This is a genomic window from Legionella shakespearei DSM 23087, assembly GCF_000373765.1.
In the GTDB taxonomy this organism is placed as follows: domain Bacteria; phylum Pseudomonadota; class Gammaproteobacteria; order Legionellales; family Legionellaceae; genus Legionella; species Legionella shakespearei.
Window position 1 is genome coordinate 72,963 of the sequence record NZ_KB892393.1, and the last position, 23,744, is coordinate 96,706.

Here is a 23,744-nt window from a genome sequence, read left to right on the forward strand (position 1 = left end):
GAGGGCTGGGGAGAGGATTAAGATCGATATTCGCCCTCTCCCTAACCCTCTCCCGCGTTCAACTGCAGTTCTATACACGAATTTCTAGCGCGGGCGAGGGGACTGACCGTGCCGTTTGCGTCTTCTGAGCCTTATCCTGACGGGGCACCCTCCTCCCGAAGAGGGGCACTTGCTAAGATCATCCTGTTTATTTGCCTCCTTTTTACAGGGCTAAAATAGGAGAGAAGCACTTACAGCGATAACGAAATCAAGGCTAGGTTTTGAATTATTTAAGTATTGAAGAGTATCACTTGCAGGTAAAATTTATAAAAAAACACAAAACCTACTTGACATTAACCCGCGAAAAAGACAAAATCACGCCTCGTTGTGGCTATGTAGCTCAGCCGGTTAGAGCGCGGCACTCATAATGCTGAGGTCGGTGGTTCGAGTCCACCTATAGCCACCACTTAAATACATCACTTCCCTGTTTTCACATTAGATATCCTTGATTCTTAAACAAAAATCGTTGAATTGAACAATAACTTTCTTTTTATACCTTTTTATGACCATGATTAACCAGAAGCATAAAAATCCTTAAGTTAGTTGCCAAAAAAGCTATGGTAAGACGTTAAATTTGGTTATTATGTTTGTACCCATTACTTTACGGTTTTTAAATGCGCTCAATAGTATTTTTACTTTTAGCCCTGATTTGGTCCTCGCTGATTCATGCTAATGACGTCAATATTTCAACCGTAACCAAAAATGGTACTACCGTATTTTACCTGCAGGCAGGTGCCTTTAATTTAGAAAAAGACGCGCAATCGCGCCAGAAAGAACTTTCAGCCCTTGTAGAACAAACTGTTGAAATTAAAAATCTTGCAGACAAGCATCTGTACCTCGTACAGATTGGCCCTATAAATGACTATCAGACTGCCCGTGCCTTAAAAGACAAGTTATCGCAGAATACAGACAAAAAAACCTTCAAACAAAGCAGCACGTCACAGTCTTCCCTGAGCATCAGTCAGCCCCCCACTAATGCTGACCAGACTCTTGCTCCCTCCAGCAAATTATGGAATTTAAGAAATGCTGACATACGTGCGGTTATAGCCGAAGTGTCACGGGTTACAGGTAAAAATTTTGTGATTGATCCCAGAGTTCAGGGCAAAATATCCATCATTTCATCCACCCCATTATCCAACCGCGAACTCTATCAGGTATTTCTGTCAGTACTGCAAGTGTCAGGCTATGCCGCAATTCCTAATGGCGAAATTATAAAAATCATCCCTAATATAGATGCTAAAACTCAATCGCCCGATTTACTGAGCGGCATGAGAAATCAGCCCAAAGGCGATGACATGATGGTGGCTGTAATTCCTGTTCATTATGTTCCTGCAGAACAACTGGTTCCTGTTTTAAGGCCATTGATGCCACAGTGGAGCAGTGTTTCTGCTTATGCGCCCTCCAACATGCTCATCATGTCAGGACGTGCCAATAACATTAAAAGCCTGGCAGACATTATCAAGCAAGTAGACAGTTCCAATGCTAATGGCATTGATATAGTACCGCTTCATCATGCTCTTGCCATGGATGTGGCTAATACGCTGAAGGATTTGGTAAAAACACAGCCGAGCATAGGTAGCCGAACGCAAATTACCATTGCAGCAGATGATCGTTCCAATTCTTTATTAGTCAGTGGTAATAAAACAGACAGGATCAGACTGAGAATGTTAATCCTTAAGCTGGACAAAGAAAGTTCCGCGGGGCTTAATTCAAATACTCAGGTAGTTTATTTAAATTATTTAAGGGCTGAAGATTTGGTACCTATTCTTGCCGGTATTGCCCAGGCGAATTTTAGTGGTAATGTTGGAACAACCATTGGAACAATCACACGCCCTGCTCTAGACAGCACTAATCCTGCATCAAGCCTTGCAACCGGCAGTTCCTCTGATACACAAGGAAGTTCCCCGTTAATGTCTTCACCGGCAGTAAACAGTTCAGCTGCGACAGCGAATACAACATCAGCCAGCACACAGAATGAAGGTTCAACGAAACCAACAGTACAAATCATTGGAGAACCCAATACGAACTCTATCATTATTAATGCCCCTGCATCGATAATACGCATTCTAAAAACAGTTATTGCCCAGCTGGATATCAAGCCGGCACAGTTACTCATTGAAGCTCTGGTAGCTGAAGTAGATCAAAATGATGTGAATAGCCTTGGCATCGAATGGGGTACCGATCAGCAAAGAGGAAATCCACGTGATTTTCGCCCAGGCTTTGCTATTATCAACAGCAAAACCAAAATAGATGATTTCCAGGCTCAGATTTATGCTCTGGCACGCCAGCAAAAAGCGAACATTTTATCCACGCCATCTGTTGTCGTTTTAGATAATCGACAGGCTAAAATACTGGTAGGTAAACAAGTATCCGTAGCATCTACAAGCTATCCCAATAACGCAGGCGGCACCACTACAGCCAGCCCTTACACTACATTTAACCGCGTTAATGTGGCACTGCACCTTTACGTTCGCCCACAGATTACGCGCGGTCAGGGAATTCAGATGCAAATTGATCAGGGGAACGATACTCTTGACCCTGCAAGTACAGTGGACAGTGTGAATAACCCTACTTTCAAGATCAGCAGTATTGTTACCTCCGTGCATGTAGAAAGTGGCGACATTGTGGTTTTAGGAGGTCTTACTCAAGACAGTATAGGAAATGACAATAATCGTTTGCCTATATTGGGTGATATTCCTGGGGTGGGACGGCTGTTCCAGCACAATATCCGCAGTCGGGACAAACGGGTACTTATGGTCTTTATCAAACCGATTATTCTCCATAATGAAAGGGATAATCTGCAGGTTACCGGCCAAAAATACAATGACATACGTCAATATCAGCTGGATTGGCTGCGCTCTCAGGAAGAATTTGAACAGTCGAATAGTGAAACTGCGTTACCGCCTTTAACGCAAGGCAGTTTACCTATTCCATTCAGTGGGCCGCCTCAGCAACAAAAATTACCAATGACTAAATAAAGCTATGGATAACGACGACAAAGTACTGAAGCTTCCTTACAGTTTTGCCAAGAACAATGGACTGGTCATTGGTGACATTAAAAATGAAAAAGCGCTTGTTTATCACCTGGCCAGCACGTCACTCCAGGCTCTTGCTGAGGTAAAGCGAATAGTACAATGTGAATTGGATACCAAACAGGTTGATGAAACAACTTTTCAACAGCATCTTGCGCAGATTTATCAGTCCAAATCATCCATTCTGGATGCGGCGGAAGGAATGGAAGACGATATGGATCTTTCCATGCTCGCCAGTCAATTACCCGTTAGCGAAGACTTATTGGAAAATCAGGATGATGCACCAATTATTCGCTTACTCAATGCCTTATTTACTCAAGCCATCAAATTTAAGGCATCAGATATCCATATAGAAACTTACGAAGACAGGGTTTTGGTTCGTAATCGTATTGATGGCGTATTGCAGGAAGTACTGGAAATTCAACGTGCTATAGCACCGCTTGTCATATCCAGGGTTAAGGTTATGGCAAAACTAGATATTGCTGAAAAGCGTATTCCTCAGGATGGACGTATCTCTTTGCGTATAGGCGGACATAATATTGACGTGCGTGTTTCCACTCTTCCTTCCAATCACGGAGAACGTGTGGTTTTGAGGATATTGGATAAGCAGGCAGCTCAGTTGGATTTAAATTTGTTAGGTATGCCACAATCTACTTTAAAAGCTATGCGACAGATGATTGCAGAACCCCATGGAATTATTCTGGTTACAGGTCCTACAGGGTCAGGTAAAACAACGTCTTTATACGCCATGCTTACAGAATTGAATCAGGTGACACGGAATATTCTGACTATTGAAGACCCTATAGAATATGATTTAGCAGGTATTGGACAAACCCAGGTCAATACTAAAGTGCAGATGACCTTCGCCAAAGGATTAAGGGCTATTCTCAGGCAAGACCCTGATGTGGTCATGATAGGAGAAATTCGTGATCTTGAAACGGCTGAAATTGCCGTTCAGGCCAGTTTGACAGGCCATTTGGTCCTATCAACCTTGCATACCAACAGTGCCCTCGGCGCTCTGAACCGTCTCAGAGATATGGGCGTTGAATCCTTTTTAATGTCTTCCAGTATCGTAGGTTTGATTGCCCAGCGTCTGGTCAGAAGACTATGTCCGCATTGTAAAATTCCACATCAACTTCGTGATGACGAGTTAGAACTGATGGGAGTTAAACCAGGAACTGATATATCTCAGGTTTATGAGCCTAAAGGTTGTGAGTTATGTAATAACCTGGGCTTTCGCGGTAGAACGGGTATTTATGAGCTTATTGGCATTGATGAAACACTCAGAGGTATGATTCATAGAAATGATGACATACAGACTCTGGAAAATTATCTGCGCCCCACTACTCCCAGTATTCGTGAGGATGGATTTAAACGGGTGCTGGCGGGTGATACGTCACTTTCGGAAATTCTGCGTGTGACGAGTCAAAATTAATTTGATGGATGCTTCGAGACGGGGTTACCACCCCTCCTCAGCACGAACGGGCCGGTGAGTAGGATGGGCTAAGAAAACCCTTATTTTGAGTTCACATCAGTCCTGAATAACACCCTAATCTTTTTGGCACTCGCACAATCCGTTCGTGCTGAGGAGGCGCGGCTTTTTTGCGCCGTCTCGAAGCATGGGCACAGACTTTTGCTCTGAGCATGCTTCGAGACGGGGTTACCACCCCTCCTCAGCACGAACGGGCCGGTGCGTGGGATGGGATAATAAAACCCTTATTTTGAGTTCACATGGGTTCTGAATAACACCGTACCTTTTTGCCCTCGCACAATCCGTTCGTGCTGAGGAGGCGCGGCTTTTTGCGCCGTCTCGAAGCATTGTCACAGATTTTTTGCCTTGGTGCCTGCTTCGAGACGGGGTTACCACTCCTCCTCAGCACGAACGGGTCGGTGGGTGGGATGGGATAATAAAACCTTTATTTCGAATTCACATCAGTTCTGAATAACACAGTAGCTTTTTTTTGCACTCGCACAATCCGTTCGTGCTGAGGAGGCGCGGCTTTTTGCGCCGTCTCGAAGCATTGGCACAAACTTTTTGCCTTGGTGCCTGCTTCGAGACGGGGTTACCGTCTTCTCAGCACGAACGGTTCAGGAGATTTAGTCAAGACTTCGGTTGTCTAACGAGCGTCAGTTCCCGGCTGCAAGCAGACCGGGCTACGAGCCGGTGCCGTGGCCGGATTAAGGTTGTGCCCCTAACCAAACTCTATGCTTTGCCCATGAGTGACCTGATAAAGAACTGACTTCACTTTAAAGCGCACGTCCTTACTCAGGCTGTTTGCTACAGTCAGATAAAGAAAACCATCCATATGAAAGACATGCGCTTTGCTGCCTCCAAAAGTCGGAATGTTTTGGACGACAACAAATTTGCCATCTTTCCATTGATACAATGGCGACTCCAAATCTGTTTTAGGATTAGTGCGTCCGCCTGTTATGTGGTTCATACGAAAAAGATAATGCTCATTATCTAAAGTAAAATAGGCAAAACTGCGGCCACCCTGCCCCTCCAGTTTTTGATACGGAGTGAATAACTTGCCATCCCAGACATAAATTGCTGAATCAGTACTGATATTTGCAAAGGCCAGATAATGCTTCTGATCAATAGTAAAATAATCAAAATCGCGTCCGCCATTTCCCTTAAACTGCTGATAAGTCACAAACCGGGTCCCATCCCACCGGTAAAGAGTAGACTGATTTAAATGATCTGCAAAAGCGAGAAATACCGTACCATTCAAAGTGAAGGACTTGAATGAATATCCCCAGGAAGATGGAATGATTTGAAAAGGAATAAACTGTTTGCCATTCCATTCATAAATCATCGATTGGGTTTGTGCAGGATCAGGCTTTTTATCGGGGTTGACCACTCCATTGGCGATTGCCAGAAAGTGTCTTTTTCCTATATTAAAATAATAAATCTGTTTCGCAGCAAAAGTATAAAATTGTTGTACCGGATAGAAAAAACGACCATCCCAGCGATACAGCATGGAATAAGTATGATGATTAAACGGAGGTTTTGGACCCGAGTTAACAGAAGGTATTGCAAGATAAGAATTACCCTCCATGGTAAAATAGGTAGCCCCTTCATTGCCATGTCCAGGTATACGTTGATACTCCACAAATTTCTCGTTTTTCCTTTTCAAAAGAACTACGTCCACATCCGCATCACCACCATTCATAGAAGCAGGAGTATCGGGTATGTCTTTGGCAAGCTGGGCTATAGCAATATAATGCTCTTCATTGATGGTGAATGGAGTCAATTCACGGGCTCCAGAAGTATCAAAATACTGGTCGGGAGTCAGCAATTGGCCTGCAAAGGTGAGCCCAGGGAAGCAAAGCTGAATTATTATTACAGCACCATATAGAAATTTCATAAGCATATCCAATATTTGCTAAGGATTGACCCTGCTATTTAATATCGTAATAATAGAAGTCATTCAGGATTAAGTAATCGTTCAGGGACGTTAGCCAATGAAAAATCATACCCTAGTTGTTTTCATAATGCTATGCACTTTATTGTTCAGTGCTGCAGTTAATAGTACTGATCAAACAACAGGTTATAGCACTCCTCCCCAGTTTATGGATCTGTATTTTGACTTCACTGGCAAAGAGGAAAGTGATTTTCCCAAAGGTCAAAAAACCATAGCTGATTATTTAATTCAATCAGAAAAGGATAAATACAAAGCCGATAACGGTCCCTTAATTATGTTCCTTGATTCGTCAGTTTATATTTATGATCAAAACCGTAAATTGCTCTATTCAAAACTTATGCGAACCAACAGGGCGTCAGGTTTTTTCGAAATGACGGCTATATCCCATATAGGTCCGGCTTTGTCTTATCTGGCCAAGGTAAAACAAAATGGCGATCCCGCATGGAAAACAGGCATGGCTGACTTGCTCGAAAGCATTAAAGCAGTGAGAGCACTTAATGCCCAGGCGGAGAATAACTGGCTGGATCAGGCTAATATCAAAGCCTGGCAACCTCATAAAGATCAAATAAGGGCAATGATAGATTATGCTTTATCTATGGCTGGTAATTATATTGTTTCTGTACAAAACGGTGCTGCTTTTGATTTGAGTTCTGTGCAGCAAAACTTTTTAAACGGGAATGCAGAATACCCTATACCCTATAATTCCGTCATGGTAGCCACCTTCATGCTCACCGCCATGCAAAGTATGTCTGCAATTCATGATGATTTGGCTAATTTGAGCATTGACTGGCCGCATGCCAAAGTACTTGTCCGAAACCAGGCGGGTTCTAATGTTTCTTCAGGCCTGACTACTGGTACCAATTGGATGGTACCCTTTTTAAATGCCTTGTCTAACAACCAGATTCCTGCTGACCGAATTCTTATTACCCCCTATGCCCAGGTGCAGGCAGATGTTGGGAAAGATCCCTTATCTGAAGCGTCCTATCAATATTATACCAATGCAGTTTGGGGCAGCATTTACAATCGCAGCAAAATTTCTCAGGCCGTATTTACAGATTTGGAAACCATATACCTGCCCGATCGACCGGCTATCCCCGGAGATTATGCTTACAGTAAAGCATCTGATGTAAATGATTTTATGGTACGGTTAAAACATTCACTCCAGGATCCACGTGAAATGTTATCCAATACAGTTGGTTTTTGGATGGCGGGAGAAATGCAAAATAAAAATTGGGATGTTACTAAAGTTGCACTTCCCGGGCTGACGACAGGATTTCCAGAAGGGATAAACGCTTATCCAACGGAGAATCCACCTATTAAAAATGCAACTCAATAGAATCTAGTGTGTTGTAGCCCGTATTAGGCGTCAGCCGTAATACGGGATCGAAGTGGCAATAAACTTATTTCCCGTATTACGGCTGACGCCTAATACGGGCTACGAAACTGCCTCTTTCCCGGATTCACGTCAAACACCTGTCAATTACTGCGTTGATGCAGGCTTATTCAATGCCATTTCCAAATCCGAGATATCCTCCATAATCATCCTCTTCTTCATCAAACTTGAATATTCCATCATGTGCTGTTGGTGTGAAGACACTGTTTGGTTCCAATGTAGCTCTTAAACCTTCGAATTGCTCGAGCAGATCAGCCAGATCTGGCCTCTGACTCATAATAAGCTGACACATATTTTCAAAAATGATTTTTAATTCACGGTGACACCCGGGTTTTGGATCGAGTTTGTAAAACAGATTATTAAAGGCCGGTGCACAAGCCTCATCATACTTGTCCCTACCGTGATCCAGTTGACGGTAACCCCATAAAAACATCAAAGTACGCCCCATGGCATAAATATCTGTTTTTTCTGTTTTGTCATTGAACGTGCTATAACATTCAGGTGCAGCATAGGGAGGCGAGCCCATTTTGGCATTCGCATCAGAATATTCCTTTCTTTTAATAAACCCGAAATCAATTATATAAATTTCAAATTGAGAACCGTTTTTATAAACGAGAATATTATCTGGCTTAATGTCTCTGTGTACATATCCCAAATCATGAACTTGCTCCTTTAAGGCTGTTAATAAAGCAATGGACAGGTCAAGCCGCTCCTGCAAAGTAAGTTCATTATCTTCAATCATTTTTAATAATTGAACGCCAGGCAGCTCTCTCATGATCATGTATGTTTTATTATCAACCTGAACCATGGGTTTAGCATGAAAAATTTCCGGTTTATCATGTAAACGGTGCCAGGTGTCTGAGCGTTGCATAGCCTCGGCTTCGCTTACCATGAGTTTCAAATGCTCTGCAGTTTTTTCTCTGATATTTTGTTCTTTGACTAATCTGATTCGACCTTCCTGGCGTTTCTTTACTAATAATTTGCCGTCATTATCAAAGGATAAGGTGTAACGGCAACGATAGTATTTGCCGTATGTACCTTCGTCATTAAATACTTCGTTATCGATCACTTCATAACGCACGCGTGGCCCAGGAATTCCATCACGAGGTTTGTCTGAACTGAAATGCTTGATAATTCTGAAGCCCAGTTTTAATTCGTCATGCTCACCAACAGCCCAGAGCCTGGTATCATCGTCTTTTTTCAGGAGTTTTGCCAATGCAATTTTTGCATCGTCATTCAGATTATCAAAGTCATTAATATCTATCATTCAGGAATACTCTACATCAAAATGTTTGGAAGAATTTTAGGCAACAAAGTTTCGATTATACATTTGGAATTCAGTATAGGCAAATAAAGATCTTGGCGTTTTAATTTGGTTCACTATATAAAAACTGTAGCCTTGATTAAACTCCGCTGCATCAAGGCTACGATTTATTCAGAAACTTTGCGCCAGCTTGTGCCTTGCGCTCCGTCTTCCAGTTCAATACCCTGGCTTAGTAATTCTGCTCTGATTTCATCGGCTCTTGACCAATTTTTGTCAGCACGCGCCTGCAGGCGTTCTGCAATAAGTTGCTCAATGGTAGCCTTGTCTTCGTCAGCCAGGCCTGATTGTAAGAATGAAGCTGGATTTTCCTGTAAAACACCTAATATAGAGCCTAAGTGTTTCAAAGTTGCTGCCAAAGCAGGTGAATTATTTTTGTTTACTTCATGGCTTAGCTGGAATAACACGGACAAAGCTACAGGAGTATTAAAATCATCATTCATCGCGTCGTTAAACTGATTTAACCAATACTCATCCATTCCATCTATTTCAGCAGGAGAAACATCTTTAATAGACTGATAGAGTCGGGTCAATGCCTTTTTCGCATTAGACAAATTCTCTTCAGAATAATTTAAGGGACTGCGATAATGGCTGCTTAAGAGAAAATAGCGAATCACCTCAGGATGATGCTCTTTTAATACATCAGCAATAGTGTAGAAATTGCCAGTTGATTTCGCCATCTTTTCGCCATTGATTTGCAACATACCAGCATGCAGCCAGTAATTGGCAAAGGTTTTACCTGAAGCAGCTTCACTTTGCGCAATTTCATTTTCATGATGTGGAAACTGTAGATCAAGACCACCACCATGAATATCAAATTGCTCCCCTAACTCATGCATGGCCATAGCGGAACATTCTATATGCCAGCCAGGACGTCCATCGCCCCAGGGAGAAGGCCAGCTAGGTTCATTGGCTTTGGCCTTTTTCCATAAAACGAAATCCAGCGGCGAACGCTTTTCCTTGACGATTTCGATACGAGAGCCTGATATCAGGCCTTCAATATCTTTATTGGATAATTTGCCGTATTCAGGAAACGAATCAACCTGATAGCACACATCGCCATTATCACTGACATAAGCATTGCCCTTATCCAACAAGCGCTCTATCAGGCGAATAATGGTATCCACATGCCCCGTTGCTCTGGGCTCTATGTCTGGAGGCAGAATATTCAATGCTCTGGTATCTTCGTTCATTGCATCAATGTAACGGGCAGTTAACTCATCGATTGATATGCCCCGCTCATTTGCCCGAGCGATAATTTTGTCGTCAATATCAGTGATGTTGCGGACATAAGTTACATCAAAGCCTTGGGAACGTAAAAAGCGGACAATCACATCAAAGGCAACCATAGAGCGACCATGGCCTAAATGGCAGTGGTCATAAACCGTAATTCCGCACACATACATTCCCACTTTTCCGGGCTTAATCGTAACAAACGGTTCTTTCTTTCTGGTTAATGAATTGTATAAATGTAACATGTCTGCCCCTTAGCTCACTTTTCCCCAAGTATCTTTCAAGTCGACCACGCGATGGAAAGCCTGTACTTTGCCAGCTTCAACCTTATTCACGCAATAATAGCCTATGCGTTCGAACTGAAACACTTCACCCTCGGCCTGTTCCGCCATGGATGGCTCACAGAATCCTTGTTGGGTTTGTAACGAATCATGATTTAAAAACTGGAGAAAATCTTCTTCCCGCGCAGGATTTGCATCATGGAATAATCTGTCGTATTGATAAACAGTTACCGGATAAGCCTCTGCGCAAGAGACCCAGTGAATGACCCCTTTGACCTTACGATCTTCAGGATTTTTGCCTAAAGTGTTTTCATCATAAGTACAACGAAGTTCGACTACTTCACCTTTATCATCATGAATTACTTCATGGCATTTAATCACATAGGAGTGACGCAAGCGCACTTCAGCTCCGGGTGAAAGACGGAAGTATTTTTTCGGCGGATCTTCCATAAAGTCAGAACGTTCGATATAAACTTCACGTGAAAAAGGTAATTCCCTGCTTCCAGAATCGGGATCCTGAGGATTAAAATTGGCTTTTATCCATTCTACTTTCCCTTCAGGATAGTTTTCGATTACTACTTTGACAGGATCCATAACGCAGAGCGCCCTTTTCGCTGTCCTGTTAAATTCAGCGCGTACACACTCCTCTAACAAAGACATATCAATTACAGAATCGCTGCGCGAAATACCTATCATGTCACAAAACTGACGGATGGCTGCAGGCGGATACCCTCTTTTGCGCATGCCTCGTAAAGTAGGCAGACGTGGATCATCCCAGCCGTTTACTATGTTTTTTTCAACCAATTCACGTAATTTACGTTTAGAAGTTACGGTATGTGATAAATTCAAACGGGCAAATTCTGTTTGCACCGGTTTGGCAGGTAAAGGCAGATTATCGACCAGCCAGTCATACAAAGGCCTGTGATCCTGAAATTCCAGAGTACAGAGCGAATGAGTAATTTTTTCCAATGCATCAGATATAGGATGGGCATAATCATACATGGGATAAATGCACCAGGCATCACCGGTACGCTGATGATGAGCATGGCGGATACGGTACAAAACAGGATCTCTCATGTTGATATTGCCTGATTTCATATCGATTTTTGCGCGCAACACATGAGTTCCGTCAGCAAACTCCCCTGCCTTCATCCGGGTAAATATATCAAGGCTTTCTTCTACTGGCCTGTTTCTGTAAGGACTCTCGCGACCAGGCTCTTGCAAGGTACCTCTGTAAGCACGTATTTCTTCCATAGACAGGCTGTCTACATAAGCCATATCTTTTTTAATCAAGTGCACGGCTAAATCATACAATTCCTGATAATAATCAGAAGAATGGGTCATATCGCACCATTCAAAACCAAGCCATTTCACATCGTCTATGATGGCATTAACGTACTCTTCCTCTTCTTTGATCGGGTTGGTATCGTCAAAGCGTAAAAAACATTTACCGTTAAATTCTTCTGCCAAACCAAAATTCAGGCAAATGGATTTGGCATGCCCCACATGCAAGTATCCATTAGGTTCGGGGGGAAAACGGGTCGCTACTGATTGATGCTTACCGCTGGCTAATTCGTCAGTAATAAGTTGTCTGATAAAATGTGAGCGTTTTTCAATTAAGTCTGTCATGCTTTATTTCCATTGTTATCCATTGCCTTGCGCATGGAACTGATTAAAGCCCCACCTGCGTGCAGCGCGTTTTTATTTGATTCATGTGCTTCTAAAATCTCGGAGATTAAAGCGGCACCAACAATAACTCCATCCGCAAAACTCGCTACATCAGAAGCCATTTCTGCTGTTTTGATGCCAAAGCCCACCATCAGCGGTAATTTCGTTTGCGCTTTACGTTGTTCGTATTGAGCCTTCAGAGAGGCAATGTTGAGTGCATCAGAACCGGTAACTCCCTTGAGGGATACATAATACAAATATCCATCAGCATACTGATTAATCAAGTCCATGCGGTCTGCAGAAGTGGTTGGGGAGCACAGATAAATACTCTGTAACCCATGCTTCTGCCACACTCTGTACACGCCTGCACCTTCTTCTGGTGGTAAATCCACCAGGATGGTACCATCTACCCCGGCTTCTACTGCGTGCTGGGCAAAAAGATCATAACCGTATTGCTCTATAGGATTCAAATACCCCATAACCACTACGGGAGTGTTTTGGTCTTGCTCACGGAATTCCTTAACCATGTTTAACACATCATGGCAGGTAATCGAGTGTGCCAGTGCACGTTCCATTGCATGCTGAATCACAGGGCCTTCTGCCATAGGATCAGAAAAAGGAATACCAAGCTCCAGAATATCAGCGCCAGAATCAACCAGTTCATGCATCAAGGCAACAGTCATTTTAGGATGAGGATCACCTGCTGTAATATAAGGGCTCAGCATTTTTTTATTATTGGCTTTTAGTTTTGCCAGAGTTTTATCAATACGGTTCATAATGTACCTGAAATTCCAGTTGTTTATTTAAACATTAATGTTATCTATAGCTGCGACGGTGTGCATGTCTTTATCGCCCCGTCCAGACAAGTTCACAATAATGCATTGATCTTCAGTCATGGTTTTAGCCAGTTTCATTGCATAAGCCAAGGCATGGCTGGATTCAAGGGCGGGAATAATACCTTCCACACGGGTTAACGTTCTGAAAGCACTTAAGGCCTCATCATCGTTTATAGCCTGATAACTTACCCGCCCTGTATCTTTCAGATAAGCGTGTTCTGGCCCTACTCCTGGATAATCAAGACCTGCTGAAACGGAATGGGTATCTTTGATTTGTCCATTCTCATCACAAAGCAAATAGGTGCGATTACCGTGTAACACGCCTGGTTTTCCTGCTATAAGCGATGCTGAATGTTCACCTGTTTCCAGTCCCTTACCGCCTGCTTCAACACCATAAATGGCAACCGACTGATCGTTTAAAAACGGATAAAATAAACCAATAGCATTAGAGCCGCCACCTACGCAGGCAACAAGAGCATCAGGGAGCCTGCCGGTTTTTTCCAGGCATTGTGCTTTCGCTTCTTCACCAATAATAGCCTGGAAATCCCTGACCATTTGCGGGTAAGGATGAGGGCCTGCAACAGTACCTATAATATAAAAGGTATCATCAACATGGCTTACCCAATCTCTCATTGCTTCATTCAAAGCATCTTTAAGCGTTTTGGATCCGGAAGTAACAGGAACCACTTCAGCACCCAAAAGTTTCATGCGATAGACATTACTTGATTGGCGCTTTATATCTTCTGAACCCATATAAACAACGCATTCAAACCCAAGTTTCGCAGCGACTGTAGCGGAAGCAACACCATGTTGTCCGGCACCTGTTTCGGCAATAATTCGGGTTTTGCCCATACGTTTGGCCAACAAGGCTTGCCCAACGGTATTATTAACCTTGTGAGCCCCAGTATGGTTTAAATCTTCCCTTTTGAGATAGATTTGTGCACCGCCAACATGCTTGCTTAACCGTTCGGCATGGTACAAAGGATTAGGGCGACCCACATAATCTTTTAATTCCGCACGCAGCTCTGCGATAAAATCAGGGTCAGTACGATATTTACTGTAAGCTTGCTCCAATTGATTTAATGCATACATCAAGGTATCTGCTACAAAAACACCGCCATAAGGGCCAAAATGCCCATGTTCATCTGGTAGTTCTTTTTTACTCATTCTGTCCCCACAATGCTTTTGTAAATTGACTCATTTTAAAATGGTCTTTTATCCCCGGAGAAGCTTCAATGCCACTGCATACATCCACTGCATAAGGTTTGCAAGTCCTTACCGCTTCGTTCAGATTTAGCTGGTTCAAACCACCGGCCAGAATATATGGATGCTTTCTCTTTTCAGGAATAATGTGCCAATCAAATGTTAATCCCGTCCCACCTCTCATGTTTCCCGAAGCGGTATCCAACAGTATAGCCCGAGCTTCAGAAAATTCATTATCCATCTGAATAATCTGCTCTTTGCTTTCCGGATGAATAGCCTTGATATAAGGAATTTTAAACTGCTTACAAAACTCAGGCGATTCATCACCATGGAACTGTAATAAAGTCACTGGCAATTCAGCAATTATTTGTTGAACAAATTCCTGGTCCGGATTAACCAGAACAGCGGTTGCAGCAACAAAAGGCGATAATCCATCAAGTAATGCTTTGGCGTGATCTATAGATACATTACGAGAACTTTTTGCATAAAAAATTAACCCAATAGCATCTGCACCCAAAGCTACGGCATGCGCTACATCTTCCTTACGTGTCATACCGCACATTTTGACTCGTATACGAGAGGGATGCAATTATTTCTCCCACAGAAATAAGGGGCCAGGGTTATTCTGCAATACAGAAAACTCCGGCGGGTACCCTACCTGAATCAGGTATAATCCATAGGACGGTGCCGTTTCTGCACCCAGTTTCCTGTCTTTTGCCTTAAGTACTTCTTCGACCCAGGAAACAGGATGCTTACCTGAACCAACAGCAATCAAAACACCGGCGATATTTCGCACCATGTGATGCAGGAAGGCATTGGCAGTAATGTCAATGACAACCAAGTCACCAGTCCGGGTTACCTGTATTTGATGTATGTTCCGCATAGGGGTTCGGGATTGGCATTCCACTGACCGAAAAGAAGTAAAATCATTTTCCCCCAATAAAAGCTGCGCGCCCTGGTGCATCAGACGATGATCCAGCTGTCTGTACTGCCAGGTGACATTGCTGCGCAACAAGGCAGGACGAATGGCGCCATTATAAATCACATAACGGTAACGTCTGCTGATGGCAGAATAACGGGCATGAAACTCTTCCTTCATTTCTTTGCCCCATTTCACGCATACGTCTTTAGGCAAAAAGGAATTTGCCCCATGAATCCAGGCTCTTATGCTTCGTTCTTTTTCACAATCAAAATGGATAACCTGATTTGTCGCATGAACTCCAGTGTCTGTCCTGCCGGCACAAACTACTGAGATAGTACTGTCAGCTACTTTCGATAAAGCGTGTTCAACTACCTGTTGAACTGTATGCAGCCCCGTCTGTGCCTGCCAGCCATGATATTGGCTACCATCGTATTCGACCACTAAGGCAATACGCATTCAATATTCCCGATAAAAAGGCCAATGTATAATACCCTATTTATTTTGTCCATAGGCTCTGTTTACATTTCTACTGTTTTGGCTAAACCGCAGGCCGGAAAAATCATACATTAAGGCTTATTTGTCCTTAATCTGATCCAATAAACCCCTGGCTTCTTCCTTTTGTTCCTCAGTACCGAACTCCAGTACCTCATCCAGCGAATGGCGTGCAGACTCAAAATCATCCATGCCAATGTACGTTTTGGCCAGATCCAGCAAAGTCTTTAATGCCTTGGTACTCTTCAAAGGATTAGCCGGTTCATTTAGAGTATCCAAATCGGAGTTCGCAGCTGTTTCATCTATATCAATGGTATCTTTAGCAATAATATTATCCTGCTCGGATTCAGCGAAGAAATCAGTAATGGATTGATCCAGATCCGTATCGTAATTTACGTCTTCAGGAGTTTCGGGCTGGCTGTCCTCAATCTCTGTCAGTTGCTCATCAGCTGAAGAATCATCGAAGTTTATTCCATCGAACTGTTCTGGTTCAGCTGGTACTTCTTTGTCTGCTTTCTCATCCTTTAACGGCTCATCCTGCGGAGAGACGAAATCCAGAGCATCATCAGCTTCGTTACTGTCCTCTACTTTCTCAGTTTCTGCAGCAGGTTTCTTTTGGATTAAGTCAAGCAATCCACTCTCAAATTCAAGCATGTCATGTTCAACAGGCTCTTCATCCCCTGGTTTTGTGATAGAAGGTTCATCCTCTTCAGTAACTACAGAACTGAGTATTGATAGAGGCCTTTCGGGATGTTGCGGGGTTTCATGTTTCATTTCTAAAGGCTTGTCTTCTACGGGAGCCTTAAATTCCGGAATATCGATGTCCTGACTTTTTTCAGTAATTAAAGAACTATCATCAATTATCGGCTGTTCTTCTGATTCTGGCACAACCGGTTCTTCAATATTCGTTTCTTCTTTTGGGCTCTCCTCAACAGCCGGCTCTTCAGGAATATGGATTACCGTGGACTCAACATCAGTTTCTTTCTTTTTCTTAGTGGCTTTTTTAGCTGACTTGCCCGTCATTTCTGAAACTTCAGCTTGTGTTTCGTCCTTTACCAATGCAGCCTCCTGAACAGTCTCTTCAACATCCTGTTTAGCGCTGACACGGATGTCTGCGGTTGGAATGGGCTCTTCCTGTTCAGATGATGATTTTATTGGGGCAAAATCACTAATCATCTGTGTTTTTGTGGAAACATCTTCAACCGGAGGTATTACAGGCTTCATCAGAGCGGTGGATGATTCCTGCCCTTCCTTGCTATCTATTGAATAAGGATCTTGACTTTCTTTTTGGCGAAGCTTGAAGTACCAGTAGGCAAAACCTCCGCCTCCTGCCGCCAACAGCAATAAAAGTATTAAAGGTAAATAACTGGAAGAAGAACCCTCAGAAGTTGCAGAACTGGCCTGAGATGCCGCTGCCAGTCGCTGTTTCATCAGAACTTCCATCTGATGACGCATCGCTTCCAAATCTTTATCACGTTTTATCAATTGCTGTTGTAAGGTCTTGTTTTGTTCCTGCAACAGGCGTAATTGTTCCATTAACAAAGCATTAGATTCCCGTACCGATTCTACTGCCGCTGCAGTTATAGAAAGCTCCGCTTTCATACGCGCGTCTTGTTCGCTGTTCTGTGGTTTTTGATTCTGTATTTGCGGCTGAGTTCCTGTAGTCACAGGAACTGCGGCATTAGTCGAGATCAACTGCTGATGTATGTGATCCGAAACAGCAGACTGCATAGTCAACTTGGGTATGCTCGATACGTCGTTATTCTGGGGTACTGGCTGAGCAGGAGGCGTATTATTGCTTTGCCCGGTCATGTAGGGAGGATTCAACACATGATTGATTGCTGTCTTTTCATTCCATGCCTTATCATGCGCCATGGCCTCTTCCGTAGCCAAATCTGCAGGCACCTGCATGATTTCTTCTGTGGAGGGAATATTAAGGCGCACGCCTACTTTTAATCCGTTTAAGTTACCGTCTTTAAAGGCTTCCGGATTCGCACCAACGATTGCCAGGACTACCTGAGGAAGTATTACTGCAGAAGTTTTGTATCTTTGCGCTATCTGCCACACATTCTCATTGGTGATTGTAGGACCGTAAGTCGTCTTTTTCTTACCGTCGTTCTTGGTCACAGGATTATGCTCTACGGTGCTGACAATAGCCTTGTCGATAACACCAGGCTCATTAGAATAATGATTTACTTTTTTATAATGGGTGGTACTGCTTTGAGCTATTGTAGTTGTCAGTTGGTAACCCGGCGGATCCAGCAAGACTGTATAGGCTTTATATAGTTGTCCTGTTGGCCAGGTCAAATCAACAACCAGCTCCATATAGGGCTCTGTCATTCGTTCAACCGATTGAACTTTGATAACAAATTTACCCTTCTCGTTTTTTTCAATTTTAAAATTCAACAGAGAAAGAACTGCTGCACGATCCATCCCTATTTGTTCAAAATTTTCAGGATCCGCTATGCCAACTTTGATACCAGGAATGGGCGTACTTCTGACATCAATTAGTTCTATTTCTGCAAGGAATGGCTGATTAAGAGATGATTTGACTGTCATCTCACCTAAGCCTAGCGCATAAAGAGACATAGGCATGCTCAAGGCGAATAGTGCCGCATGCAAAACAGTTTTTTTCAATCAGAGCTCCATGCACCCAATTATAGGCAGGATTGTTTTATTATTATTATAAAAATTAACATTATCCAACTCTCTATTCAATAAGGGTGCTCATTAAATCTTTAATAATCATTAAGTTATGGCTAAATATAAATCACAAAAGCTTTAATTAAAGCAAATTCGGCGAGCAGTATGGTTAATAATCCCTGTGCTATGCTTTATTTACCACATCGCCAAAAGGCAATCTGCAAAGGACTTGCTATGTATCGGTATATCGTCTGGTTCATTACCACACTGTTTGTCGTATATGCCTTTTGCCTGAATACCGCTTCAGCTGTATTTTCCCAATCAATTAAAATGTCACTCCATGCAACTGATTTCAGTATCTCATTAGCCATGAGCGCCTTTATCCTTGCCTTTGCCTGCATGCAGATACCTGCTGGCTTCTTACTGGACAAATTTAATCCGCGTTATGTAGTAAGTTCAGCCGTTATTTTGCTTGCATTGGGAAATGTGCTTTTATCCTATGCCGATTCGTTAATCCTGTTGGCTACGGCTAATTTTCTTCAGGGAGTCGGAGCCTCTTTTGCCTTTGTTTCAGCAGCTGTTCTTATTTCACAATGGTTTGCCGAAAAGCAGTTTCCCATATTATTTGGACTTACCCAGGCTGTTTCCTGCATTCTCGCTGCGGTTATCCATTATTCATTTACTATTGCCTTAACCCATTACAGTTGGAATGAAATTTACCGCGTTCTATCCTTGGTTGGCCTGTCTGTATTTGTGTTGTCATTAACGTTCATCAGTTCACCGCCTAACAAAAAGCATTCAGCTAATGTCTCTCTGCCTGCATCCTTGGCTCTGGTTTTTCAAAACCGACAAATTCTTCTTTGCTCTTTGGCTGCGGCAACGTCCTTTGGTGTGCTGCTGACCTATGCCGGGTTTTGGTATTTTACAATTCAGACTTATTATTCAGTAGCTAATCTGCAATCAGTTGTCATCAGTGGCGCGATTTTTCTAGGGATTGGTTTTGGAACGCCTCTGCTTGGCTGGGTTTCTAATAAAGTAAAATCACGAGTCATGATCATTCATGTCACTTTGTGTCTGGGGACTATGGCACTTATCGCTGGAATTTACCTTCCTCATTTTAATGTAAATACATTGATTTTTATAAAAATAATTTCATTTCTAATCGGATTTTTTCTTTCTGGATCCATGCTTTTTTATACTATGGTTAATGAGTTATCAACTGATGCGACACGAGGAGTAAGCATCAGCGTATTAAATACTGCTGTCTTTCTGTTTAATACCCTGATGATTTTTATGCCCTATCTTTTTATAACTGCCCAATCAAACAATTACTTTACTTATCTATGGATATTGCCCTTTTTCATCCTGATTTCGATTTTATCGCTTTACTTTATCAAAGACAGCTATTCACCAAAGTGACAGGAGTTATTACATGAATGATAAAACTGCATACAGAGGCGCCCTCTTCTATTTTAAAGACACCGCAACTATGAATAATGTTCCTGTTAACAAAAAGAATAGTAAAGAGGAAGAGTGTCACTATGTATATATAGAAGATGGTCTGTTGATTATTGAATCGGGCAAAATTGTAGCGGTGGGTGATTACGAACAGTTAAAAGCCAGCCTTGCAGAAATAAAACTCATAGATTATCAGGGAAAACTGATTACCCCAGGCTTTATCGATACGCATCAGCATGCCACCCAGAGCGCTATTGTTGCTGCATATGGTGAAAAGCTTTTGCACTGGTTAGAAGACTATGTTTTTCCCGGAGAAAGCGTTTATGTTGATGATGAAACTGCTACAAAAGATTTAAATTTTTTCCTGGATCAGCTTGTTAGAAACGGGACTACTACTGCAGTGTCTTATGGGCCGCTGTTTTACAGTGCTTCAGATATTTTCTTTGAAGAACTTAAAAGAAGAAATATGCGCTTTATAACCGGCAATGTTCTCATGGATATTAATTCTCCAGATAACCTTAAACTCTCGGTGGAGCAAAATTACGATAACTGCAAACAACTTATTGAAAAGTGGCATAATACCAGACGTCTTTCTTATTGTATTTCACCAAGATTTGCTCTTGCTTGTTCAGAACAAATGCTGGAACTCTGCGGCACCTTGAAAAAGGAAAATCCCGATTGCTACATTCAGACTCATCTTGATGAAAACATTAATGAAGTAGCTGAGGTGAAAAAGCTCTATCCCTGGAGTAAACATTATATGGATGTATACGACCGTTTTGGTCTGGTCACGGATAGAAGCGTTTTTGGCCATTGTATTCATACTACCGATGAGGAATTAAAGCTGTTCAAAAAGTCTGGAGCCATTATGTCATGGTGTCCTTTGAGTAATAATTTTCTGGGTAGCGGCTTGTTTGATTTTGGCAGAACACGAAAATATACAGATAAAATTACTTTAGGAACGGATTGGGGGGCTGGAAATTGCCTTTCCATGTTTGCTGTACTGGACGATGCTTATAAAGTTTCCATGCTTAACAGCGTAAAATTACCCAGTATGACCCGCTGGTATATGGCGACTTATGGTGCCGCCAAGGCCTTGCAGCTCGATGACAAGATTGGAACATTCAAGCCAGGAATGGAAGCTGATTTTATCGTGATTGATGCCGATGCTACACCTTATTTAAAATACCGAAGAGAAAAAGTGAACGATATTTTTGAGCTTTTATTTATCTTAATGACCTTGGGTTCTGAGGAAAACATAAAGGCTACTTATATTTATGGAGAGGCGGCATATATAAACGGGATTTAGCTCAGAGTGTAACCCGTATTAGGCGCCAGTCGTAATACGGGAAATCTTGCCACTGCGATCCTGTATTACGCTTCGCTAATACAGGCTACGGAATTGTGCCAATTACAGGTCTGTAGCCCGTATTAGCGAAGCGTAATACGGGATCGAGTCCTGGCTCGTCCACGCATCTTTTCCATTTCCCGATCCACGTCGAAGGGGGTACCTATTCCCTCCCGATCGCGGCCCGGTTTTCTTAATTTACTCAGGCACTGAGCGCTCTTCATCAAAGAAGGTGACTTGACCTGTTTTGATGTTGTGTATCCCGGCAATAATCCCTACTTTTTTGTTTTTTACCAATTCACGCAGGATGGGACTTCTGGCCTGAATGTCTTGCACCACATGTAAGGCATTATTTCGGGCTATGGTGTCTACAAGTTTTGGATCAGCACAGTTTTTTACACCAAGTTCTTTCATGCTGGGTTCTACAACTGGTTCGATTTTATGTAATACATCAGTCAAATGCCCCATTTCTACCCCACTACAGGCTCCGGCAACAGCACCGCATGAAGTATGAGCCAATACTACTACAAGACGCGAGCCTACTACTTTAGTGGCAAACTCCATACTTCCGAGGATGTCATCGTTTACTACATTACCCGCAACCCGCAGAGTGAATAAATCAGCAAGACCCTGATCAAAAAAGAATTCAGGAATACTGCGTGAATCCATACAATTGAGCACTACTGCAAAAGGAAATTGTCCATAAGAAGATTGTTTTGCCTGCTGGAGGTAATCTCGAGACAATTGCTTATTCGTTAAAAAGCGTTGATTCCCCTCTTTCAAACGAATCAAGGCCTGTTTCGGTGTCATCTCCTGTTGCTTTGATTGGCTCAATGTTTCTCCAAGAAGAATTGTTTCCGTATCTGCCGCATAAGAACAATTCAGCAAGGAACACAAAAGACTGCCTGATAAAACAACCATCTGTAACAATGCACGATACATAAGAAAACTCCTTTTATTATGTTTATTTATCATAACGTTAAACTATTTATGCTGGTAAAGGAAGGATTTTTAAAATCGTCTAATGAATACTCAACTATAATTTAAGATATCCTACAGTTTTGTCGAGGCCGATATGAACAGGGAAGTCGAAGTGATTGAAATATACCTTATGGATATTAGCAAAGAGGAAAAATGCAAGCGGCTCAATGACTTCTTGCTGGATTGTTTTAATGAGATGGAAGCGCAAGATGAAAACATGCGTCCCGAAGTGCATCATAACGCTGCCAAAGCGTATCAACTGGCAAAAAATTATTTACGTGAATTAGAAGATACTTAGTGCAGTGCTCTATTGCATTAGCATGACCCATAATTCATAATTCATGCGATTAGGTTTTATGAGGTCGTTATGTCAGCATCATTGATTGATGGGAAGGCTCTGGCTACTCTGCGCAGAAATGAGTTAAAGCAATGTGTACACCAGCACATACAAGAAGGCAAACGCGCACCAGGACTTGCGGTTGTATTAATAGGTAATGATCCGGCCTCAGCAATTTATGTGCATAATAAGCGCAAAGCATGTGAAGAAGTAGGCATCACGTCGCATTCTTATGACTTACCGGCTGAAACTTCTCAGGAAGAGTTACTGCACCTGGTCAGCGAATTAAATGATTCGTCACTGATTGACGGTATACTCATCCAACTCCCCTTGCCTAAGCATATTAATGAACGAACAGTCATAGAGCATATTAAACCTGAAAAGGATGTCGATGGCTTTCATCCCTATAATTTAGGCCGGCTCGCGCAAAGAAATCCTTTATTAAGGCCTTGTACTCCCTTAGGCGTGATGAATTTGCTGCAGCATTACCAACTGGATGTAAAAAGGAAACATGCCGTCGTCATCGGGGCGTCAAATATCGTAGGCAGGCCGATGAGTCTGGAGTTGTTGCTTGCAGGAGCTACTGTTACTGTCTGTCACAAATTCACTCAAAACCTGCAGCAGATGGTGGGTATAGCTGACTTTGTCGTAGTAGCTACGGGAAAAAAGGATGTAATCGATGTTGATTGGTTGCGTGAGCATCAGGTTGTCATTGATGTAGGAATGCACAGACTGGAAGATGGCAGTATTCGCGGTGATGTTGATTTTAAAAAGGCAGTTAATAAAGTAGCATGGATTACCCCTGTTCCAGGAGGCGTTGGTCCAATGACTATAGTGACCTTGCTGGAAAATACAATGATGGCTGCAACTCAATTGAATGGATGAAATTATTTATCCAGTTCATCCCAATCAAATTCGCCGCTTAGCTCATCAAAATCGTCTTTAAACTCATCACGCAAACGTTTACGTTCGAGCCTGTCTTCTAACATACGTTTGATTCGTTTTCGATGAGTCGTGTCTTCCATATCATCTTCTTCATAATTGTAATCAGAAAATGACTGGTCCTCATATTCCTCATGCAACCCCATTTCAAGCTCCTTTTTTTGCCTGTTATGCAAAGTATAGTGCACAA

At 42.5% G+C, this 23,744-nt stretch carries 18 protein-coding genes and 1 tRNA gene; 8 read left to right on the forward strand and 11 right to left on the reverse strand.

Translation table 11 applies throughout. The features are described from left to right. Window positions 1-368: 368 nt before the first annotated feature. The 3 genes from B094_RS0106040 (at window position 369) to lspE (ending at window position 4,506) form a co-directional block, all read left to right on the forward strand. A tRNA-Met gene (locus B094_RS0106040) sits at window positions 369-445 on the forward strand. A gap of 208 nt (window positions 446-653) precedes the next feature. Next, entirely contained in the window at window positions 654-3,017 is a 2,364-nt protein-coding gene (gene lspD, locus B094_RS0106045; protein WP_018576908.1) for a GspD family T2SS secretin variant LspD, read from the forward strand. 4 nt (window positions 3,018-3,021) lie between these two features. After that, window positions 3,022-4,506: a GspE family T2SS ATPase variant LspE gene (gene lspE, locus B094_RS0106050; protein WP_018576909.1), complete on the forward strand. Its 1,485-nt coding sequence runs from the start codon at window positions 3,022-3,024 to the stop codon at window positions 4,504-4,506. Window positions 4,507-5,263: 757 nt separating this feature from the next. Here lspE and B094_RS0106055 read toward each other — a convergent pair. Continuing rightward, window positions 5,264-6,439: a hypothetical protein gene (locus tag B094_RS0106055; protein WP_018576910.1), complete on the reverse strand. Its 1,176-nt coding sequence runs from the start codon at window positions 6,437-6,439 to the stop codon at window positions 5,264-5,266. 97 nt (window positions 6,440-6,536) lie between these two features. On the opposite strand from B094_RS0106055, the gene B094_RS0106060 reads away from it, so the two are divergent. Continuing rightward, a complete protein-coding gene (locus B094_RS0106060) occupies window positions 6,537-7,832 on the forward strand; it encodes a DUF5624 domain-containing protein (RefSeq protein WP_018576911.1) in 1,296 nt (431 codons plus the stop codon). Window positions 7,833-7,995: 163 nt separating this feature from the next. Here the strand turns inward: B094_RS0106060 and B094_RS0106065 are convergent, their stop codons facing one another. The 8 genes from B094_RS0106065 to B094_RS0106100 all read right to left on the reverse strand — a co-directional run bounded on the left by B094_RS0106065 (window position 7,996) and on the right by B094_RS0106100 (window position 18,482). Further along, window positions 7,996-9,156 (reverse strand): protein kinase domain-containing protein, encoded by a 1,161-nt coding sequence (locus tag B094_RS0106065; RefSeq protein WP_018576912.1) that lies wholly within the window; start codon window positions 9,154-9,156, stop codon window positions 7,996-7,998. 164 nt (window positions 9,157-9,320) lie between these two features. Then, entirely contained in the window at window positions 9,321-10,688 is a 1,368-nt protein-coding gene (gene cysS, locus B094_RS0106070; protein WP_018576913.1) for a cysteine--tRNA ligase, read from the reverse strand. A gap of 9 nt (window positions 10,689-10,697) precedes the next feature. Further along, window positions 10,698-12,353, reverse strand: coding sequence for a glutamine--tRNA ligase/YqeY domain fusion protein (locus tag B094_RS0106075; protein ID WP_018576914.1), 1,656 nt, complete (start codon window positions 12,351-12,353; stop codon window positions 10,698-10,700). Further along, window positions 12,350-13,168 (reverse strand): tryptophan synthase subunit alpha, encoded by an 819-nt coding sequence (gene trpA / locus B094_RS0106080; RefSeq protein WP_018576915.1) that lies wholly within the window; start codon window positions 13,166-13,168, stop codon window positions 12,350-12,352. The genes B094_RS0106075 and trpA overlap by 4 nt, the downstream gene beginning before the upstream one ends. Before the next feature lie 27 nt (window positions 13,169-13,195). Next, the gene (gene trpB, locus B094_RS0106085) at window positions 13,196-14,395 is read right to left on the reverse strand and encodes a tryptophan synthase subunit beta (RefSeq protein ID WP_018576916.1); all 1,200 of its coding nucleotides are present in this window, start codon (window positions 14,393-14,395) and stop codon (window positions 13,196-13,198) included. After that, complete coding sequence (locus B094_RS0106090) at window positions 14,388-15,020, reverse strand: phosphoribosylanthranilate isomerase (RefSeq protein ID WP_026253906.1); 633 nt, start codon at window positions 15,018-15,020, stop codon at window positions 14,388-14,390. Before B094_RS0106090 ends, trpB begins: the two co-directional genes overlap by 8 nt. Further along, window positions 15,021-15,809, reverse strand: coding sequence for a tRNA pseudouridine(38-40) synthase TruA (truA, locus tag B094_RS0106095; protein ID WP_018576918.1), 789 nt, complete (start codon window positions 15,807-15,809; stop codon window positions 15,021-15,023). 117 nt (window positions 15,810-15,926) lie between these two features. After that, the gene (locus B094_RS0106100; RefSeq protein WP_018576919.1) at window positions 15,927-18,482 is read right to left on the reverse strand and encodes a motility hub landmark protein FimV; all 2,556 of its coding nucleotides are present in this window, start codon (window positions 18,480-18,482) and stop codon (window positions 15,927-15,929) included. 240 nt (window positions 18,483-18,722) lie between these two features. Between B094_RS0106100 and B094_RS0106105 the strand changes: the two genes are divergently transcribed. Beyond that, a complete protein-coding gene (locus tag B094_RS0106105; RefSeq protein ID WP_162263945.1) occupies window positions 18,723-19,907 on the forward strand; it encodes an MFS transporter in 1,185 nt (394 codons plus the stop codon). Window positions 19,908-19,920: 13 nt separating this feature from the next. Continuing rightward, window positions 19,921-21,255: a guanine deaminase gene (gene guaD / locus B094_RS0106110; RefSeq protein ID WP_018576921.1), complete on the forward strand. Its 1,335-nt coding sequence runs from the start codon at window positions 19,921-19,923 to the stop codon at window positions 21,253-21,255. Between the two features lie 237 nt (window positions 21,256-21,492). On the opposite strand, the gene B094_RS0106115 is transcribed toward guaD, so the two are convergent. Continuing rightward, window positions 21,493-22,236, reverse strand: coding sequence for a carbonic anhydrase family protein (locus B094_RS0106115; RefSeq protein WP_018576922.1), 744 nt, complete (start codon window positions 22,234-22,236; stop codon window positions 21,493-21,495). A gap of 133 nt (window positions 22,237-22,369) precedes the next feature. Here B094_RS0106115 and B094_RS0106120 point away from each other — a divergent pair, with 133 nt between their 5' ends. Together B094_RS0106120 and folD are read left to right on the forward strand one after the other, a co-directional pair. Next, the gene (locus B094_RS0106120) at window positions 22,370-22,573 is read left to right on the forward strand and encodes a hypothetical protein (protein WP_026253907.1); all 204 of its coding nucleotides are present in this window, start codon (window positions 22,370-22,372) and stop codon (window positions 22,571-22,573) included. A 69-nt stretch (window positions 22,574-22,642) separates the two neighbouring features. After that, a complete protein-coding gene (gene folD, locus B094_RS0106125; protein WP_018576924.1) occupies window positions 22,643-23,497 on the forward strand; it encodes a bifunctional methylenetetrahydrofolate dehydrogenase/methenyltetrahydrofolate cyclohydrolase FolD in 855 nt (284 codons plus the stop codon). Window positions 23,498-23,499: 2 nt separating this feature from the next. Here the strand turns inward: folD and B094_RS0106130 are convergent, their stop codons facing one another. Next, a complete protein-coding gene (locus B094_RS0106130; protein WP_018576925.1) occupies window positions 23,500-23,700 on the reverse strand; it encodes a PA3496 family putative envelope integrity protein in 201 nt (66 codons plus the stop codon). Window positions 23,701-23,744: the final 44 nt, after the last annotated feature.

Coding starts and splice junctions, on each gene's coding strand:
- B094_RS0106115 (WP_018576922.1), bottom strand. CDS start 22,236: ATGTATCGTGCATTGTTACAGATGGTTGTTTTATCAGGCAGTCTTTTG.
- truA (WP_018576918.1), bottom strand. CDS start 15,809: ATGCGTATTGCCTTAGTGGTCGAATACGATGGTAGCCAATATCATGGC.
- B094_RS0106055 (WP_018576910.1), bottom strand. CDS start 6,439: ATGAAATTTCTATATGGTGCTGTAATAATAATTCAGCTTTGCTTCCCT.
- B094_RS0106075 (WP_018576914.1), bottom strand. CDS start 12,353: ATGACAGACTTAATTGAAAAACGCTCACATTTTATCAGACAACTTATT.
- B094_RS0106130 (WP_018576925.1), bottom strand. CDS start 23,700: ATGGGGTTGCATGAGGAATATGAGGACCAGTCATTTTCTGATTACAAT.
- B094_RS0106060 (WP_018576911.1), top strand. CDS start 6,537: ATGAAAAATCATACCCTAGTTGTTTTCATAATGCTATGCACTTTATTG.
- cysS (WP_018576913.1), bottom strand. CDS start 10,688: ATGTTACATTTATACAATTCATTAACCAGAAAGAAAGAACCGTTTGTT.
- B094_RS0106065 (WP_018576912.1), bottom strand. CDS start 9,156: ATGATAGATATTAATGACTTTGATAATCTGAATGACGATGCAAAAATT.
- trpA (WP_018576915.1), bottom strand. CDS start 13,168: ATGAACCGTATTGATAAAACTCTGGCAAAACTAAAAGCCAATAATAAA.
- guaD (WP_018576921.1), top strand. CDS start 19,921: ATGAATGATAAAACTGCATACAGAGGCGCCCTCTTCTATTTTAAAGAC.
- lspD (WP_018576908.1), top strand. CDS start 654: ATGCGCTCAATAGTATTTTTACTTTTAGCCCTGATTTGGTCCTCGCTG.
- B094_RS0106105 (WP_162263945.1), top strand. CDS start 18,723: ATGTATCGGTATATCGTCTGGTTCATTACCACACTGTTTGTCGTATAT.
- B094_RS0106120 (WP_026253907.1), top strand. CDS start 22,370: ATGAACAGGGAAGTCGAAGTGATTGAAATATACCTTATGGATATTAGC.
- lspE (WP_018576909.1), top strand. CDS start 3,022: ATGGATAACGACGACAAAGTACTGAAGCTTCCTTACAGTTTTGCCAAG.
- trpB (WP_018576916.1), bottom strand. CDS start 14,395: ATGAGTAAAAAAGAACTACCAGATGAACATGGGCATTTTGGCCCTTAT.
- folD (WP_018576924.1), top strand. CDS start 22,643: ATGTCAGCATCATTGATTGATGGGAAGGCTCTGGCTACTCTGCGCAGA.